This window comes from Vibrio sp. 10N.286.48.B8, assembly GCF_003050085.1.
GTDB classification, from domain to species: Bacteria; Pseudomonadota; Gammaproteobacteria; order Enterobacterales; family Vibrionaceae; genus Vibrio; species Vibrio crassostreae.
In genome coordinates this window covers 42820-57477 of the sequence record NZ_PIGD01000001.1, presented here as the reverse complement: position 1 = coordinate 57477, position 14658 = coordinate 42820, and the positions used below count along the sequence as shown (strand labels likewise).

At 43.0% G+C, this 14658-nt stretch carries 13 protein-coding genes and 1 pseudogene; 11 read left to right on the top strand and 3 right to left on the bottom strand.

All coding sequences use genetic code 11. The features are described 5' to 3' along the window. The first annotated feature begins 188 nt into the window (after positions 1 to 188). Entirely contained in the window at positions 189 to 1193 is a 1005-nt protein-coding gene (locus CWO08_RS00235; RefSeq protein ID WP_108019399.1) for a Solitary outer membrane autotransporter beta-barrel domain, read from the top strand. Positions 1194 to 1311: 118 nt separating this feature from the next. Then, positions 1312 to 2373 (top strand): GGDEF domain-containing protein, encoded by a 1062-nt coding sequence (locus CWO08_RS00230; RefSeq protein ID WP_108019397.1) that lies wholly within the window; start codon positions 1312 to 1314, stop codon positions 2371 to 2373. Between the two features lie 15 nt (positions 2374 to 2388). Here the strand turns inward: CWO08_RS00230 and CWO08_RS00225 are convergent, their stop codons facing one another. Next, positions 2389 to 3384, bottom strand: a complete 996-nt coding sequence (locus CWO08_RS00225; protein ID WP_108019395.1) for an AraC family transcriptional regulator — start codon at positions 3382 to 3384, stop codon at positions 2389 to 2391. Between the two features lie 159 nt (positions 3385 to 3543). Between CWO08_RS00225 and CWO08_RS00220 the strand changes: the two genes are divergently transcribed. Genes CWO08_RS00220 through CWO08_RS00205 form a run of 4 tightly spaced genes read left to right on the top strand, consistent with a single transcriptional unit; the run spans position 3544 to position 7457 of the window. Further along, a complete protein-coding gene (locus CWO08_RS00220; protein WP_108019392.1) occupies positions 3544 to 4665 on the top strand; it encodes an HlyD family secretion protein in 1122 nt (373 codons plus the stop codon). Beyond that, on the top strand, positions 4655 to 5674 hold the full coding sequence (locus tag CWO08_RS00215; protein WP_108019390.1) for a DUF2955 domain-containing protein: 1020 nt from the start codon (positions 4655 to 4657) through the stop codon (positions 5672 to 5674). Before CWO08_RS00220 ends, CWO08_RS00215 begins: the two co-directional genes overlap by 11 nt. 22 nt (positions 5675 to 5696) lie before the next feature. Beyond that, on the top strand, positions 5697 to 6797 hold the full coding sequence (locus CWO08_RS00210; protein ID WP_108019388.1) for an AI-2E family transporter: 1101 nt from the start codon (positions 5697 to 5699) through the stop codon (positions 6795 to 6797). After that, positions 6798 to 7457 (top strand): potassium channel family protein, encoded by a 660-nt coding sequence (locus CWO08_RS00205; RefSeq protein WP_108019386.1) that lies wholly within the window; start codon positions 6798 to 6800, stop codon positions 7455 to 7457. 112 nt (positions 7458 to 7569) lie between these two features. Here CWO08_RS00205 and CWO08_RS00200 read toward each other — a convergent pair. Next, a pseudogene (locus tag CWO08_RS00200) lies at positions 7570 to 8110 on the bottom strand (DUF3332 family protein). A gap of 652 nt (positions 8111 to 8762) precedes the next feature. Between CWO08_RS00200 and CWO08_RS00195 the strand changes: the two are divergent. Beyond that, positions 8763 to 9356: a hypothetical protein gene (locus CWO08_RS00195; protein ID WP_102432290.1), complete on the top strand. Its 594-nt coding sequence runs from the start codon at positions 8763 to 8765 to the stop codon at positions 9354 to 9356. Positions 9357 to 9587: 231 nt separating this feature from the next. Here the strand turns inward: CWO08_RS00195 and CWO08_RS00190 are convergent, their stop codons facing one another. After that, positions 9588 to 9797 carry a hypothetical protein gene (locus tag CWO08_RS00190; protein ID WP_004731601.1) on the bottom strand — a complete coding sequence of 70 codons (210 nt, stop codon included), beginning with the start codon at positions 9795 to 9797 and terminating at the stop codon, positions 9588 to 9590. A 930-nt stretch (positions 9798 to 10727) separates the two neighbouring features. Between CWO08_RS00190 and CWO08_RS00185 the strand changes: the two genes are divergently transcribed. From CWO08_RS00185 to CWO08_RS00170, 4 genes are all read left to right on the top strand, one after another. Further along, on the top strand, positions 10728 to 11660 hold the full coding sequence (locus CWO08_RS00185) for a siderophore ABC transporter substrate-binding protein (protein WP_102432289.1): 933 nt from the start codon (positions 10728 to 10730) through the stop codon (positions 11658 to 11660). Between the two features lie 99 nt (positions 11661 to 11759). Then, the gene (locus CWO08_RS00180; protein WP_102432288.1) at positions 11760 to 12713 is read left to right on the top strand and encodes an ABC transporter permease; all 954 of its coding nucleotides are present in this window, start codon (positions 11760 to 11762) and stop codon (positions 12711 to 12713) included. Beyond that, on the top strand, positions 12706 to 13656 hold the full coding sequence (locus CWO08_RS00175) for an iron chelate uptake ABC transporter family permease subunit (RefSeq protein WP_102432287.1): 951 nt from the start codon (positions 12706 to 12708) through the stop codon (positions 13654 to 13656). The genes CWO08_RS00180 and CWO08_RS00175 overlap by 8 nt, the downstream gene beginning before the upstream one ends. Positions 13657 to 13668: 12 nt before the next feature. Then, the gene (locus CWO08_RS00170; protein WP_102300158.1) at positions 13669 to 14433 is read left to right on the top strand and encodes an ABC transporter ATP-binding protein; all 765 of its coding nucleotides are present in this window, start codon (positions 13669 to 13671) and stop codon (positions 14431 to 14433) included. Positions 14434 to 14658 lie beyond the last annotated feature (225 nt).

The window sequence follows — 14658 nt, the reverse complement described above, 5'->3', positions numbered from 1 at the left end:
TTAGACAGAGGCGCATATGATTATTCATTTTAGAATCCAAGACGTAGAAGAGCTTTGGGGCTCAATAGATTTGGCGACACTCTTACAATCGGAACTGAGAGGGGTATCAACCACGCTATTAACTATCTGATTGAAATAGTTAAATTACCAATTACACTTGAAGCATAAGTTTGAATGGAGTCAACTTAATGCTTTCACCCCAATCGCTATATCCCCCTTCTATTACTTTACTTTTAACGGGCCTTATTTCTTCCTCGGCCTATGCATCCAATGAGGCGATTCAACATCGTTTGGAAAAGATATTTGCCGTTTCAATTGCGCTTACAGATAGCGATGCCGTCTCTATTGGTTTTGTGGATTTCGATCCTAACTCGTTCATTAATCTAAACGACAGTGGTTTTGGCTCCGATAAAACCATCGACACTCGAAGTCAAGTCAGTGTCGGCTCTATCCCTTATTCTTCCGTGATTAAAACCGATGATCCTGACCTAGATTTGATTTGGTCGGTGCGAGGCTCTTATGCGCTGTCTGAGCAGGATATTGAGATTTCATCTGATGTTACATCGGACCGCCGAATTAACCCTAATAAAGACTCAGTATTGGGCTTGTATGGCTTTTTCGGTGCTCAAAGCCATTTAAATCAACATTGGTCTATCGTTTATGGTCTAGGCACTCACTTACTCTACTACCGCAATAAATACGAATATAAAAACAGCTACTCTCAAGCCTTTCAATCTCAGCTCGATGGATACGCGTTGAATACTTCTGCATGGGCATTGATTGGCGAGCCGTCGGTCAAACTCAAATACCTACAGAAACAAGAGTGGGGAAGTTGGAATGTGTCATCAAGAGCGCGTTATTTCTATGGAACAGGATGGGGCGAAGCCAATGATGGCGATATCGGCAACCCTGAAGGTTTACGCTTTATCAATGAAATTGAATTCAGACAAAATGTGGCATTGGATGCTTGGTCGTTAAAGAACCCTCAAATTCACTACAACTTTCGAAGAATAGACGTAGCAGGGGATCTCACTGACCCGCTTGATACGCACTATTACTATGAATTTGGCGCAGGATTGGTGTTCGATGTCCCCTACGATTCCTACTTCTTTGATAACTTCGGTGTTGGGATTAACTTCAACTACGGCAGTTCGCTCAGTGGTGGCAGTTTACTCTTCTTACTCAATAATTAGCATAAGTCAGTGAGCTTACTGGTTGGCATTTAATTTGAATTCATATGTGTCGTAAAATGGTAAATATCTTGATCAAAACTTAGCCATTATAGTCATTCGCCCATCACTAGAGCAAACTATGAACAAGTTAAGTTATGACCGAAAAATGCCGCTATACGTGATGTCAGCACTTGTCATCAATATGGCATTTAGCTTGTGGTTGCTGAGTAATGCAGCTACGACGGCCATGGTTTTTTCGGTGTGTGCGTTGTTTTTACTTAGCACTCTCATTACCGCACGCCTTTATCGGCATGAAATGGCTCAAAGCAAGAGTAACTTGTCGGAAGCGATCATTGATGGTGTCGCAGGCTTTATCGTTCTCGATAGTCAATTGAGGGTTATACAAGTTAATCAACAGTTCTTTCGGGTATCAGGTTATGCCTTTGACCAAGTCGAATCTCGCCCGATTTCTGACCTCTGCTTTATGAATAACAACAGCCTAATCGCGACCATTACTCGCTCACTTAAGGAAAACCAGAGATGGAAAGGTGAGTTGAGTGGCGTAAGTCGACTTGGTGAGCAGTTTACCGTTAACGTTGTAGTGGAAAAGCTAACCGACATCCTACCGCACAATAATAAGTACGTGGTGACCTTTACGGATATTAGCCGACGCAAGATATTGGAGCGCCGATTAAGAATGCTGGTGGAAACGGATTCATTAACAGGGTGCTGGAATCGACGCCGTTTTGATAACGACTTAAAACATTACTCAAACCTAGCGGAGCGTTATGGTTACACGCATTCTTGCCTGGCGTTGATCGATTTAGATCACTTCAAGGCTATCAATGATAATCATGGTCATGACCAAGGTGATTCAGCGCTAAAAGAGGTCGCTGAACTGTTGAGAAATAACTGCCGAGACACCGACATTGTTGCGCGAGTAGGCGGAGAGGAGTTTGCTATCTTGATGCCAGAAACTGATTTGCCAGAAGCGTTTGAGGCGATGTATCGATTGAAAGAAGTGATTGCCAAAGGAACAACATTGAACCTGACTGTGAGCTGTGGTGTGTCTGAAATACAGGCGCAAGCCGAAGCGACCTATCGCAGTGCGGATAAGGCGCTTTACCGCGCCAAAGGTAACGGGCGAAATAGAGTGTGTAGCCCTAGCTCGGTGATTCCTGCTCCAATTGTTGTTGGTTAATCAATTGAGCGGAGTCTAAGCCGAGATTGATCGTTGGTAAATCTTCGGCGTAAGACCAGACACCCGTTTAAAGGCTCTCGAGAAATGCGAGATGTTGGTGTAACCGAGCTGGCTAGAAATGTAGGTCAGCGTGTGACCTTCTTCCATCAGCTCACAGGCTACTGAAAACATCAGGTTCTCTTTGATCTTTCGATATGTGGTGTTTTCATTTTTGAGTTTGCGTTGGAACGTCCGTAATGAAAAGTTAAGCAGCTCTGCCGCCTCTTCAAGAGAAAGGTCTTGTTCTTTCATGTACGGCTTTAGCAGTTCATAAACGCTATCGGTAAAGCTGGTATGCCACTCAATAAGTGTCGGTTTTGCACTGAGCTCTTTAGACGTAAGACGGATAGGGAGTTGTAAGATCTCTTCAGGAATAAGTACAGCCGACGATGATTGATCAACGAACAGTTGGCAGCTACTTGGCACCAGTGTTTTGACGACATCGATATCATGGCCTTGTAAGCGAACCTTAGTAGGTAACCATGGCGACTGAGATAAAATGGTTATTAATTCAATGATATAAATAACAGCGAAAGCTTCGCCCCATTGAAACATAGGGGAATTGTCTTCAGGTGCGGTTCTGCAAAACCAGCTCTGACCGTGTTCTTGAATAAACTCGACCTTGCTGCCTGGGGAGTCGTAGGCAAAGATTGAATTGATCTGTTTTAGTGCATCGCCAATGGTTTCGAATTCGGTAAATTGATGCAAGACGTTTGGGATGATTCGACGTCGAAATGCCAGTCCAAGAATATCGGTGAACCGTGATACGCCAAGTTGTGCCGACGTGAGATAGATCAAACGCTTAATGGATTCTGACGGCACAAAGTCACTTTCAGATTCGATGAGATCGGGCGGTAAACCGGAATCTTTGAGCAACAGATGTAAATCAAGACCATAGTCAGAAAAAACTTGAACCAGAATTTTAGCGTAGTTCGTTTGAATTACCGGGACTTGGTAGTGACTAGAGGTCATGAGAATACAATCCTGTATATATTGTCGCGTTATTAGACGAGCATATCATTTGCAACGTTTTGTTTACTAAATCTAACCTCATTTACTTGAGTTTTCCATTGCTGGGTTTATTTTTAAAGTATTAATTTTGTTGATGTTAGTTATCTAGAAGGGAGTCCCATGTCAGAAGTCGACGGGAATACGCAAGAAGCCAAGGAAGACGTTGGCCAGCAAGAAAACGGAAAAGACAAAGTAAGAAAGGTCACAAACTACTTATTGTTGTTCGTGGCGTTCATGCTGATCTTCAGTGTCATTTCAGACCGCATCATCCCTATTACCGATAATGCTCGTGTAAAAGGCTATATCGTTCCAATCAAGCCTGAGGTGTCGGGTAAAGTACTCGATATTCTTGTTCAACCTAACCAACTTGTTAATCAAGGCGATAAGCTTGCGATTCTCGACGAGTCTGATTACCTCATCGCCGTACAACAAGCTGAGCAAAACTTAGAGATCGCTGGGCAAAATGTCGGTGCTCAAACCGCGAGCATTGCTTCAGCTCAAGCGAAACTGACTTCTGCGATTGTTGAAAGACAAAATACTAAACTACAAGCCAAGCGTGTTTTAGAGATGGCCGATAAAGGTGTGGTTTCTAAATCAGATGCAGATAAAGCACGAGCAGCATTAGCAACGTCTCGAGCTGCGGTTGTGAATGCAGAAGCTGATCTTGACCGAGCTAAGAAGCAAATGGGTAAAGAAGGCCAAGAAAATAGCCAAGTGAAAGCCGCGTTGTTGGCTCTTGAACAAGCTCAGTTGAACCTAGAACGCACCGTGATTACCGCACCGACACAAGGTGGGGTTTCTAACTTTAGCTTGTCTGAAGGTTTTTATGCATCAGCAGGGCAACCGATCATGACCTTCGTTTCAACCGAAGATATCTGGATTGAAGCTTATTATCGTGAAAATAGCCTAGGTAATGTAACGGTAGGTGATGAAGTTGAAGTGGCGTTGGATTTCGCACCGGGCAAAGTGGTAAAAGGGCGAGTAAGCAGTATCGATTGGGGAGTTGATTGGGGGCAAAATGATCAAGCAGGTAAGCTTGCTCAGGCTAGCCAACAAACGGGTTGGTTGCGTCAAACACAGATGCTTCCTATTACCATCGAATTTGAACGAGATGAGATGCAAGGCATGCTCCGAGTTGGCGGCCAAGCGGATGTGATTGTTTATAGCGGCGACAACTTTGTGTTCAACGCGATAGGCAAAGTATGGATTCGTTTGATTAGCGTATTGTCTTATGTCCGATAAGCCGATTCCTGACCAACAAACACAGCAACGGATCCTGCGGTATACCGTCGGGGTCACGTTGGCTGTTTTCTTGGCGGCGTGGATAAACTGGCCACTTGCGTTTGTAGCGCCAGTGTTCACTGCTAAGTTCTTAATTGATAAAACAAACCTCCATAAGGAAACGGTCTACGAATTGCTCTTGGCCGTTGTGGTGACTATGGGGTTAGGTTTATTGTTGTCTCGAGGAATTACCCATTACCCAATCCCATTGCTAATTTTAGTGGGGTTAATGATGCTTTGGGGTTACTACTTGTTTGTCGACCCAAAATGGAACTTGTTCGCGACCATACTCTTGATTGCTGTTTTGATGTTGCCATTCATGGCGATTGATAACCCTGGCGTTTCAGTAATGCTAGCATCTGGCTTAGCGACTTCTGGTGTGGTTTCAGTGATGATTTTCGCGTTAGTGCATGTGTTTTTTCCTGAGCCTAAATCGGAGTTCTCTGGTTTCGCTGCTGCGCCACTCGAAAAGAAACAGCGCTGGTATGCGGCCTTTAGGGCGATGATTATCTCTTACCCAGTAGTATGCTTTTTCTTTATTTTTCAAATATCTGAAGCTTTACTGACAATGATGTTTATTGCGTTGCTATCGTTGATGATTACGTCAGAGAAGTCGATAAAGTTGAGCGCTTTTCTTGTGATAAGTAACGGTATCGGGGGATTGCTGGCGATTGCTGCTTTTTCAATTCTTTCTATTGTACCCAACATTGTCTTCTATTCTTTGTTTATAGGACTTATTGCCATTCTTATGGCAACCAAGATCTACACGGTTCCCGAAAAAGCACCTATTTTCGCCACTGCATTTAGTACGTTGTTAGTACTGGTTGGTAGCACATTGATGAGCTCAGGCGACATTGATAGCAACACCCTTATACGCATATTCCAATTAGTGTTAATTGGCATATATATGATTTTGGCTTCTCTATTCCTAGAAACACGGAATTGGAAGTTCCTACAGAATCAGCCTTAATTTTGTCTAACAAGGACGTCTCATGAAGTTAACCGATGATTTTTCAAAACAGGCGATAGACGCTGCCATCAAGATCGCAGCGATTGCCATGCTCGTGTATTGGTGTTTTTCGATTTTGCGCCCATTCATTCTTTTAGTGATATGGGGTGCGATCATTGCGACTGCGTTGTATCCAGTGGCGGTCGCAATTTCAAATAAAACGGGGATGTCGAAAGGTAAAGCCAGTGCATTGCTGAGCTTTATTGGTGTCATTCTTTTGTTTATTCCTTTGGCGGCGCTTTCTTCTGGTATCTACACCAGCGCTACTGACCTGATGACAGGGCTTCAAGATGGCACATTGTCATTGCCTAAACCGAAAGCGTCCTTACAAGATATCCCATTCATAGGTGAGAAGGTTTATTCAACCTTGGTTGCCGCCTCCAACAATATTGAAGGCACTTTCATAAAGTATGCTGATGAACTTAAACAGTTCGCGACGAAAGCTGCTTCTGTTCTTGGCTCGTTGGGTGGTGGCTTTATTCAGTTCATCATCTCTACCATCATTGCTGGTGCATTTATGAGTAATGCCGATAAATGCAAAACGGGTGTGACTCACTTAGTGGCGCGTTTGACGGGCGGCAAAGGTGAAGAGTTGGTACAGCTCTCTAAATCGACTGTGCGCAGTGTTGTGCAAGGTGTGATTGGTGTTGCTGTGATTCAATCCATGATGTCGGCAATCGGTTTAGTGATTGCTGGCGTTCCTGCTGCTGCGTTTTGGGCGCTAGCTGTGCTGTTAATTGCAATCATCCAACTTCCACCGATTCTTGCTCTATTACCTGCGATCATCTACATGTTTAGTGTTGAATCGACACTGGCGGCGAGCTTGTTCTTAGTGTGGTGTATTTTGGTGAGCGGCAGTGACGCTATCTTGAAGCCTGTCCTCCTAAGCCGAGGCTCTCATATTCCAATGCTGGTTATTTTATTGGGTGCACTGGGCGGAATGGCGATGTCAGGAATCGTTGGTCTGTTTGTTGGTGCTGTGATTCTGAGTTTAAGCTATGAGCTGATGATGGCGTGGCTTGGGCTTGAAGAGAAAAGCCAAGAAGATGCTGAGACAAACAAAGCAGAGACAGAGGAGAAATAGATGAAGCCAGTCTCTAAAGACGACAACTTCTACTTCTTATTCTATGCACTGTTGGTATTGTTTTTTGGTTGCGCGGTGATGCAGCAGTTTTATCCGCAAGGCCAAAAAACAATACTATTTCTCATCATCATTACTCTGGCGAGTTCAATTGTCGGCATTCATAAGGAGCGAGCCTTGTATCGCTCTTGGTATGGACTGTTATTGATTACGGCTTTAGTGTCTGGCGTTTTTTCATTTTTGGAAGGCTATAACCTGTCGATAGTGACGTTATCGGCGTTGGCTGTATTTTTGTTTTCACACATTTACTCGGCGTTAAAACAGGTGATGAAAGCAAAAACGGTGACGCCCAATCACATTATCGGGTCAATCTGTATCTACTTGTTATTAGGGTTTGCTTGGTCGACCATCTACTTGTTGATTTTAGAGATCTTCCCTAATGCATTTAATGGGTTAGAAGAGCAAATTTGGCTAATCAACTTGTTCAATGCGATGTACTTTAGCTTTATCACCTTGACCACGGTTGGCTATGGCGACATATCACCGGCCCTGCCTATTGCTCAATTCTTTGTGTTTATGGAATCCATTATCGGCAGCTTCTATTTGGCTATTATGGTGGCGAGTTTGGTGAGCATTCGACTTGCACAGTCTCAGTCCCAATAGAACACTTACAAATAATAGAGCACATACAAACAAGCCCGGCAATCGCCGGGCTTCTTCTATTTTATGAGCTTCAAAGTCTCTTTAAGTCTGAACTCAGTGTGAGCTACAAACCTTAAGCTTCAGTGCCTTGAATCTTCTCTAATTCAGCGATAGTCGTTTGCGATACAAGTTGACTATCCATGTAATAGCTAACGTTTTGACCCATCTTTGATGCCCGTTAGAGTAGCCGTTTCACCAGATGTATAGACGATGTCCATTTGAACCGTATTCTCGTCGATCATAATCATCTCACCCGTTTCAATAGTGCGATTGTTTGAAATTGGGCCTACAGGGGCTTCTTTAAGGCTTGGGTCTAGCTCATCGTTTACTTTGAAGTGAGTATCTGTTTTTGTATCAAATACGTGTGGTGAACCGCTGATCGGGTTTTTACCTGTCCAGAATTCAAGTGAGTTGAATACGACATAGTCGGCTGCGGTTGTAATACCGTATACAGGCGCTAATAAGAAGTTTACACCTGCACGAGCATAGCGGTTATCGACAACTTCAACGTTAAATTTCATCACTTTCCCTGTTACGGCGTTACTGCCGATACAACCCGTTAGCGCAGAAGCCAAAACCGTTAGTCCTACAATTTTAAGTGCAATCTTTTTCATTTTAGTACCTGTATAAGTTAGAAGTCTGTTTTGTTGGAACAGGTGTAGTATGGTTTTTATTCGATTATCAGTTTTACCATTTAGCGCCACTGACAATATCAAATGTCCTCGGGTTTTTGGCATAAAGCTAGGTATAAAACTGGGCACAAAAAAAGCGCGACCTAATAGGGCGCGCTTTTGGGTATTTGGATAAGTCGTAATGAAAACAACGACTCCAATATAGAATTACTTCATCACATAAGAATAGGCCGATACGACAAGCCAACGGAAAAATTGAAATAAAAGGGTCGAGGCTCTAAAGGCAAACTTAGCGACTGATAACATTGCTTCTGCACCAATACTCACGCACTTATGCAAATCGGATTCTTTGAATTCTGAATAGGTCATGTGTTTTCTCACTTCTGGCTGTTATCTTTCATATGTAAGTAACGACTCCTGTCTGGCGATATACCCTGAGCGCGTAATGTACGAACTTTCCCCGAATGAGATTTACCATTTCATGCCAAGTAGTGTGAAAACTAGTCAAAAGATAACGAGTTGAGAGAAATTAAGTACGTACCTAGGTGTAACTGAGCAAGTTACCGAAAAAGCGAGGGTAATAGTGGTATGATCCCGGGCTCAGCACCATAAGTGATAAAGAATAGGAAACAGAATGACTCACCTTACCGAACAGCAAGAAGCTGCAATGGCGACGTTTAAGGAAAACTTACACCTGCCCAATGGTGGTTTTCATAAACTGATTATCGAGCTAAGTAAGGAATATCAGTTGCCTTTCCAAAAGGTGCGTGCGGTTTTAAAGAAAGCTCAAAAAGATGTGGAACGACAGATAAGAGAAGACTTTACCAACGTTGATGACACAGTACTGAGCCAAGCGAACTGGATAAATATCATTAAGTCGAAACTTGTTGAGTTAGCGGAAGAAAACCAAACGGTTATGGATAAGCTGCAACAAAACCTGAAGTATCAAAAAGTGTTGTCGGCAACCGAGGGTTCAATCGCAAGTGAAGACGAACGTGACGAGTTGATTGAAGAGTTGATTCAAGCTTATGAGAAAGAGGTATTCAAACCTTTACTGGCGATGCTGCATACAACAAAGCTGTATTGGAAGTTAATGCTGGTGGATGAGACATGTAAGATGAATGAAGAGAATCGTGAGAAATTCAGTGATTACCCTCAACACATGCAAGCTGCAGAACACTTATATACTCTTGATCAGAAGTTAAGGTCGATACCGTTAACTTATTAGTCCATGAATGCACTGATAATGACTCATTGGTGATTCAGAGTTCGATATAAGTTGGTTTCAATAGAAGCACGATAACCTAGCTAGCGTTAGCCGCGTGTGAAATGCAAAAAGGGCTAGGTTTCTGATCTGTTTTACTTCTACTCTATTTTGTTCTGCTAGAGCGAATTGAGGGTGACATCTTTTATATCTTTGGAGCTAGGCGATGTTTCTTTTTGTCGCCTTTGGGAAATGCTATAGGAGTGTGAAATGTCCTAGGGTGTTTCCGTTGCCTGAAACGATAGTTCCGATGCTTTCTCGTTCATTAAATTCAAAGTCGATGAGATAACTGTGATGTTGTAGCTTGGGCAATATGTGGCGGTGGAGTATATCGCTATTGAGCTGTCGAATCTCGGTGACCCATGAAATCTCTTCTTTGTGTAAGTCTATTTTAATCTTGAGCATTTATTACCTTTTAGTTTATTGACTGTTTTTTCGCGTGATAGTTGGTACCAATGGGTTTGTCGTGTTGTTCTGCGTGACATAACTGTGCCTTGTATTTATTACATTTGTATTTAAGTAGTCGCTCTATCTTGAATTCGCTAAAAAGAAAGCAAATGACGAATAGAACGGTAGTGGGATCTAATTGAGAAGCTATTGAATGACTATCTAGGTGAAAGCTGACGCAGAGATGGTGTAACGAGGGAATCGAGAACTGTCTATGTGGAACTTGGACTTACTTTAGCATTAACAGCTCTATAGATTAGAGCCAGGTGGCGAACTATACGCCTAGTTTTTAAAATTACAACCCTATTTTCAATTAAATTAAAAAATATTTTTGAGTGACTTATCATCGCTTACTGAAGGTTAAATGAGCGACGGTTAGGATATTTACTATGATATCTGACAGATTTTTGGCTTTGCGCCGCTTCGTCTTCTTTGTAATTAGTTCTTTTCATTGCTAGCTTGATTAATCTTAACATAAGCCTTTGTTATGTTTAGGCTTTACATTGTAAACTGTAAGTCGTAGCTTTTGGGTTAAGCGTTATGATTACAGAACAGTTGGTCACTTTTTGCCATCAATTTTCCTCTCCAGATTAATGCTCATTTTCCTCTTCGCGTCTTTTTGTTATTTCTGATTCCTAATACTTCTCTTGACTACGCAAAACATGAATACTCACTTTTACGTTTCTGAATAATAAAGTTGTTGTGTCGCTAATTTAACGCAAATATAATTGATAATAATTCTCACTTGCGTTACAGGTTTGTCGTCGAAGCAATGACAGACTTTAAATTATCGTTATTTAGCCGTTGTGTAGGCCCCATGCTCACCTATGAGTCATCTGACTTTCATTGTCATGAGTGGTGGTTTGTCTCAATGGCAAAGGAAGAAACATGAAGAAAACAATCAATTCAGTTCGCCAGTTATTGAGCGGGCTTGCCATCGTTCTTGCATCATCATTCATGATGACCGCTCAAGCGGAAACCGTGACTATTGAACACGTGAAGGGCGCAGCGCAGTTTGATGAAGTGCCGCAACGAGTCGTGGTTCTTGGTTTTGGTAGCTTGGATGTGCTAGATAAAATTGGTGTCAAGCCAGTCGGCGCACCTCATAGCCTTATGCCTGATTACCTAGAGTCTTACAAAGCAACGACAGCAAACACTGGCTCGTTGAGCGAACCTGATTTTGAAGCTATCTACATGTTGAAGCCTGACGTTATCATTGCTGAAAACCGCATGCTAAAGGTCTACGACAAGTTGGCACAAATTGCTCCGACGATCATGTTCTCTATTGAGGGCGATAAGTACTGGGCTGACGCTCAAGAAAACTGGCGTGCACTAGGTCAACTGTTTGATAAACAAAATGAAGTTGAAGCGATCATCACAGAGACTCAAGATTCGATTGCAGCGGTAAACGATAAAGTAACGTCTGGCGAAACCACTGCGATGATGCTGATGAACAACGGCAATAACATTGCGATGTTCAACAAAGGTAGTCGCTTCTCAATCATCTTTGATGACTTCGGATACGTTGAATCAAAGAGTGCGACAGTGGTTCCAATTAAAGGTACACACGGTAACTTAATCTCGTTCGAATACATTGCCGATGCAAAACCTGAAGTACTTTATGTTCTCGACCGTGAAAAAGCGATTGGTAAGTCAGAAGGTCGCGCACAACAGCTGTTTGATAACCCATTAGTTGCGGCGACACCTGCAGCGCAGCAAGGCAACATCGTTTACCTTGATTCAAGTGCTTGGTATTTGGCGGGTGGTGGCGTGACAGCGATTCACAGAATGTTGGGTGATATTGAACGCACGATTCAATAGTCACCAATCATCAGATTTTCGGGCTTATAAGAACGTTCTTATAAGCCCTTTTTCACTTTTCATACGGACTCAAAGAGCCCTACCTTTAGTATTATTTCTATGTTGAAACCCATTGCCGCTGCTGTATTTCTTGTTGTGTTATGCGTTACGTCGTTGATGATTGGGGTCGCTGAAATCAGTTTTAGTGACTTCTTCAATGGTAACCAACATGCCAATTCCATTTATGTTGTTAGTCGGATACCTCGACTGTTCGCGATCGTGCTAGCTGGGGCGGGTTTAAGTGTTTCTGGCCTTATCATGCAGCAGATTGTTCAGAACAAGTTCGCTGCTCCTTCTACGATGGGCACGATTGATTGCGCCATGTTGGGTTACATCGTCGGTATTCTGGTGCTGGGTAATGCCGCTCAATGGAGCTACTTAGGCTTTATCTTTGCGTTTGCGGTGTTAGGCACCATGTTATTGGTTCGCTTCTTACAACACCTCAAGTTTAAGAATGCGGTGTTGGTGCCTTTAATTGGCATCATGTATGGCAACGTTGTCTCATCTCTAACAACCTTTATTGCTTACAAATACGATTTAGTACAAACCATGTCGGCATGGACGATGGCGAACTTTGCGAGTGTATTGCAAGGCAGCTATGAAATTCTTTACCTCGCGATTCCTGCATGTGTGTTGGCTTATTACTTTGCGAGTCAGTTCAGTGCGGCAAGTATTGGTGAAAGCTTCGCAAAAAACATCGGCCTCAATTATCAAAAGATCGTTTTCATTGGTGTTGCTCTTGTCGCGATCTGTGCATCTTCGGTGGTGATGATTGTTGGTGTTATCCCATTCCTTGGCCTTATCGTGCCGAATATCGTGTCGCTGATGATGGGTGATAACATGAAGAAGATTCTGCCTTGGACAGCCTACTGGGGTGTGATCTTGGTATTGGCTTGTGACTTGTTAGCGCGAATCGTTATCTTTCCTTATGAGATTCCAATCTCAATGGTCATCAGCATCTTTGGCGGCTTGATTTTTATTTACCTAATCATGAGAGACAAGTCGAATGCGTGATTCAGTAAAAATTGCGATTCTGGCTATCGCGTCTTTGTGTATGGCCACAGTATTTGTGGGGCAGGGACTTACTTGGGATAACTACGAGTTTTTCTTGTCTCTGCGATTACCTAAACTACTGTCGATTGTGTTGGCGGCGGTGGCGATTTCTGCATCGTCATTGGTTTTCCAAACCATCACGAATAATCGAATTCTAACCCCTTCCATCTTGGGCTTTGACAGCTTGTATTTGCTGGTTCAAACGGTTCTTTTGTTTGTGTTTGGCAGTGCTAGCTTCTGGGTGGTTGATTCAATCGCAAACTTTTCGATGTCTGTGACTGTGATGATCTTGTTCTCGTTTGCTCTGTTCCATTTCTACTTTAAGAGCAAGCGAAACAACGTATTCACACTGCTTCTGATAGGCATCGTGTGTGGCAGCGTGTTCTCGAGCTTGTCTAACTTCTTGGCGATGTTGATTGATCCGAACGAGTTTGCCGTGCTGCAAAATGTGATGTTCGCGAGCTTCAACAACGTGAAAGGTGAACTGGTTTACCTCAGCCTTATTCCATTGGGTTTGAGCTTGCTTGGCCTGTGGTTGTTAGCGCCTAAGCTTGATGTGCTTTGGCTTGGTGTCGATAACGCAACAAGCTTGGGCGTGAACACCAAGCGACTGACTCAAATTACCTTGGTGATTGTGTCAGTGATGGTCGCGGTATCGACGGCTTTGGTTGGCCCTGTGCTGTTCTTTGGATTAATCACCGTGAGCTTAGCTCGTCAGATATTCAAATCTTATCAACATCGCGTGCTTATCATTGCGAGCAGTTTGTTAGCGGTCGTTCTATTGGTTTCAGGCCAATGGTTTATCGAAAAAGTAATGGCGTTTGAAACCACTGTGAGCGTGGTCATTAACTTGGTCGGCGGTTTGTATTTTATGTTCTTGTTGTTACGCACCAGAATTCAGTAAAGGTAGTAAGTAGTGATTAAATTAACAGGTTTGAGTAAGAAGTATGGCAAGACACTTGTGGTGGATGATGCCAGTGCCATGTTCCCGAAAGGAGAAGTGACTTCTATCATTGGCCCAAATGGTGCGGGTAAAAGTACACTGCTTTCTATGGCGAGTCGCTTAACCGAAAGTGATGCCGGTGAAGTCATTATTGGCGACAAGCTACTGGCTGAATGGGATACCAAAGAGCTGGCAAAACACCTTGCTGTGTTAAGGCAGTCGAACAACATCAACATGCGATTTACGATTCGCGAATTGGTTTGTTTTGGCCGTTTCCCACATTCACAAGGTCGCTTGAAAGACGAAGACCATAAGATCGTCGACACTGCGCTCGAGCACCTTGGCATTACTGATATTCAAAACAAATACCTTGATGAGTTGAGTGGCGGTCAGCGTCAAATGGCGTTCATCGCAATGGTTGTGGCGCAAGATACGGACTATGTGTTCTTAGATGAGCCACTGAACAACCTAGATATTAAGCACTCTGTCGAAATCATGCAGACGCTGCGTCGTTTAGCGCATGAGTTTAACAAAGCGGTCGTTATTGTAATTCACGACATCAACTTTGCTTCATGCTACTCAGATAACATCGTCGCGATGAAAAAAGGCCAAGTGGTTAAGTCGGGTAAGGTCTCTGAAGTGGTTGAAAAGTCAGTGATGGAGTCTATCTACGAGATCCCATTTGAGATTCGCGAGTTCGATGGCGTTCGAATCTGTATGTATTACTCAGGTCGTTAGGCTACTGAATAATCAAAGCTGTTTGTTTTCTAACTGTTCAATAAAAGAGCTCCCCTATGAGGAGCTCTTTTCGTTTGGCTCATATGTCCAAGAGAGCATATTTTCTCTTGTGTTAGACATTAATTTCTGCCGAATTTTTGACATCAAACTAGACTCAAATCGTTAGTTTGACGTCACTCGAAGATCTACTCTTCATTTTTAACAATCATTTGTCATTTTCATGTT

Excerpts from the sequence above, each read along its gene's own strand:
- CWO08_RS00175 (WP_102432287.1), top strand. The coding sequence starts at position 12,706 with ATGCGTGATTCAGTAAAAATTGCGATTCTGGCTATCGCGTCTTTGTGT.
- CWO08_RS00205 (WP_108019386.1), top strand. The coding sequence starts at position 6,798 with ATGAAGCCAGTCTCTAAAGACGACAACTTCTACTTCTTATTCTATGCA.
- CWO08_RS00230 (WP_108019397.1), top strand. The coding sequence starts at position 1,312 with ATGAACAAGTTAAGTTATGACCGAAAAATGCCGCTATACGTGATGTCA.
- CWO08_RS00235 (WP_108019399.1), top strand. The coding sequence starts at position 189 with ATGCTTTCACCCCAATCGCTATATCCCCCTTCTATTACTTTACTTTTA.
- CWO08_RS00210 (WP_108019388.1), top strand. The coding sequence starts at position 5,697 with ATGAAGTTAACCGATGATTTTTCAAAACAGGCGATAGACGCTGCCATC.
- CWO08_RS00225 (WP_108019395.1), bottom strand. The coding sequence starts at position 3,384 with ATGACCTCTAGTCACTACCAAGTCCCGGTAATTCAAACGAACTACGCT.
- CWO08_RS00180 (WP_102432288.1), top strand. The coding sequence starts at position 11,760 with ATGTTGAAACCCATTGCCGCTGCTGTATTTCTTGTTGTGTTATGCGTT.
- CWO08_RS00220 (WP_108019392.1), top strand. The coding sequence starts at position 3,544 with ATGTCAGAAGTCGACGGGAATACGCAAGAAGCCAAGGAAGACGTTGGC.
- CWO08_RS00195 (WP_102432290.1), top strand. The coding sequence starts at position 8,763 with ATGACTCACCTTACCGAACAGCAAGAAGCTGCAATGGCGACGTTTAAG.
- CWO08_RS00215 (WP_108019390.1), top strand. The coding sequence starts at position 4,655 with ATGTCCGATAAGCCGATTCCTGACCAACAAACACAGCAACGGATCCTG.
- CWO08_RS00185 (WP_102432289.1), top strand. The coding sequence starts at position 10,728 with ATGAAGAAAACAATCAATTCAGTTCGCCAGTTATTGAGCGGGCTTGCC.
- CWO08_RS00190 (WP_004731601.1), bottom strand. The coding sequence starts at position 9,797 with ATGCTCAAGATTAAAATAGACTTACACAAAGAAGAGATTTCATGGGTC.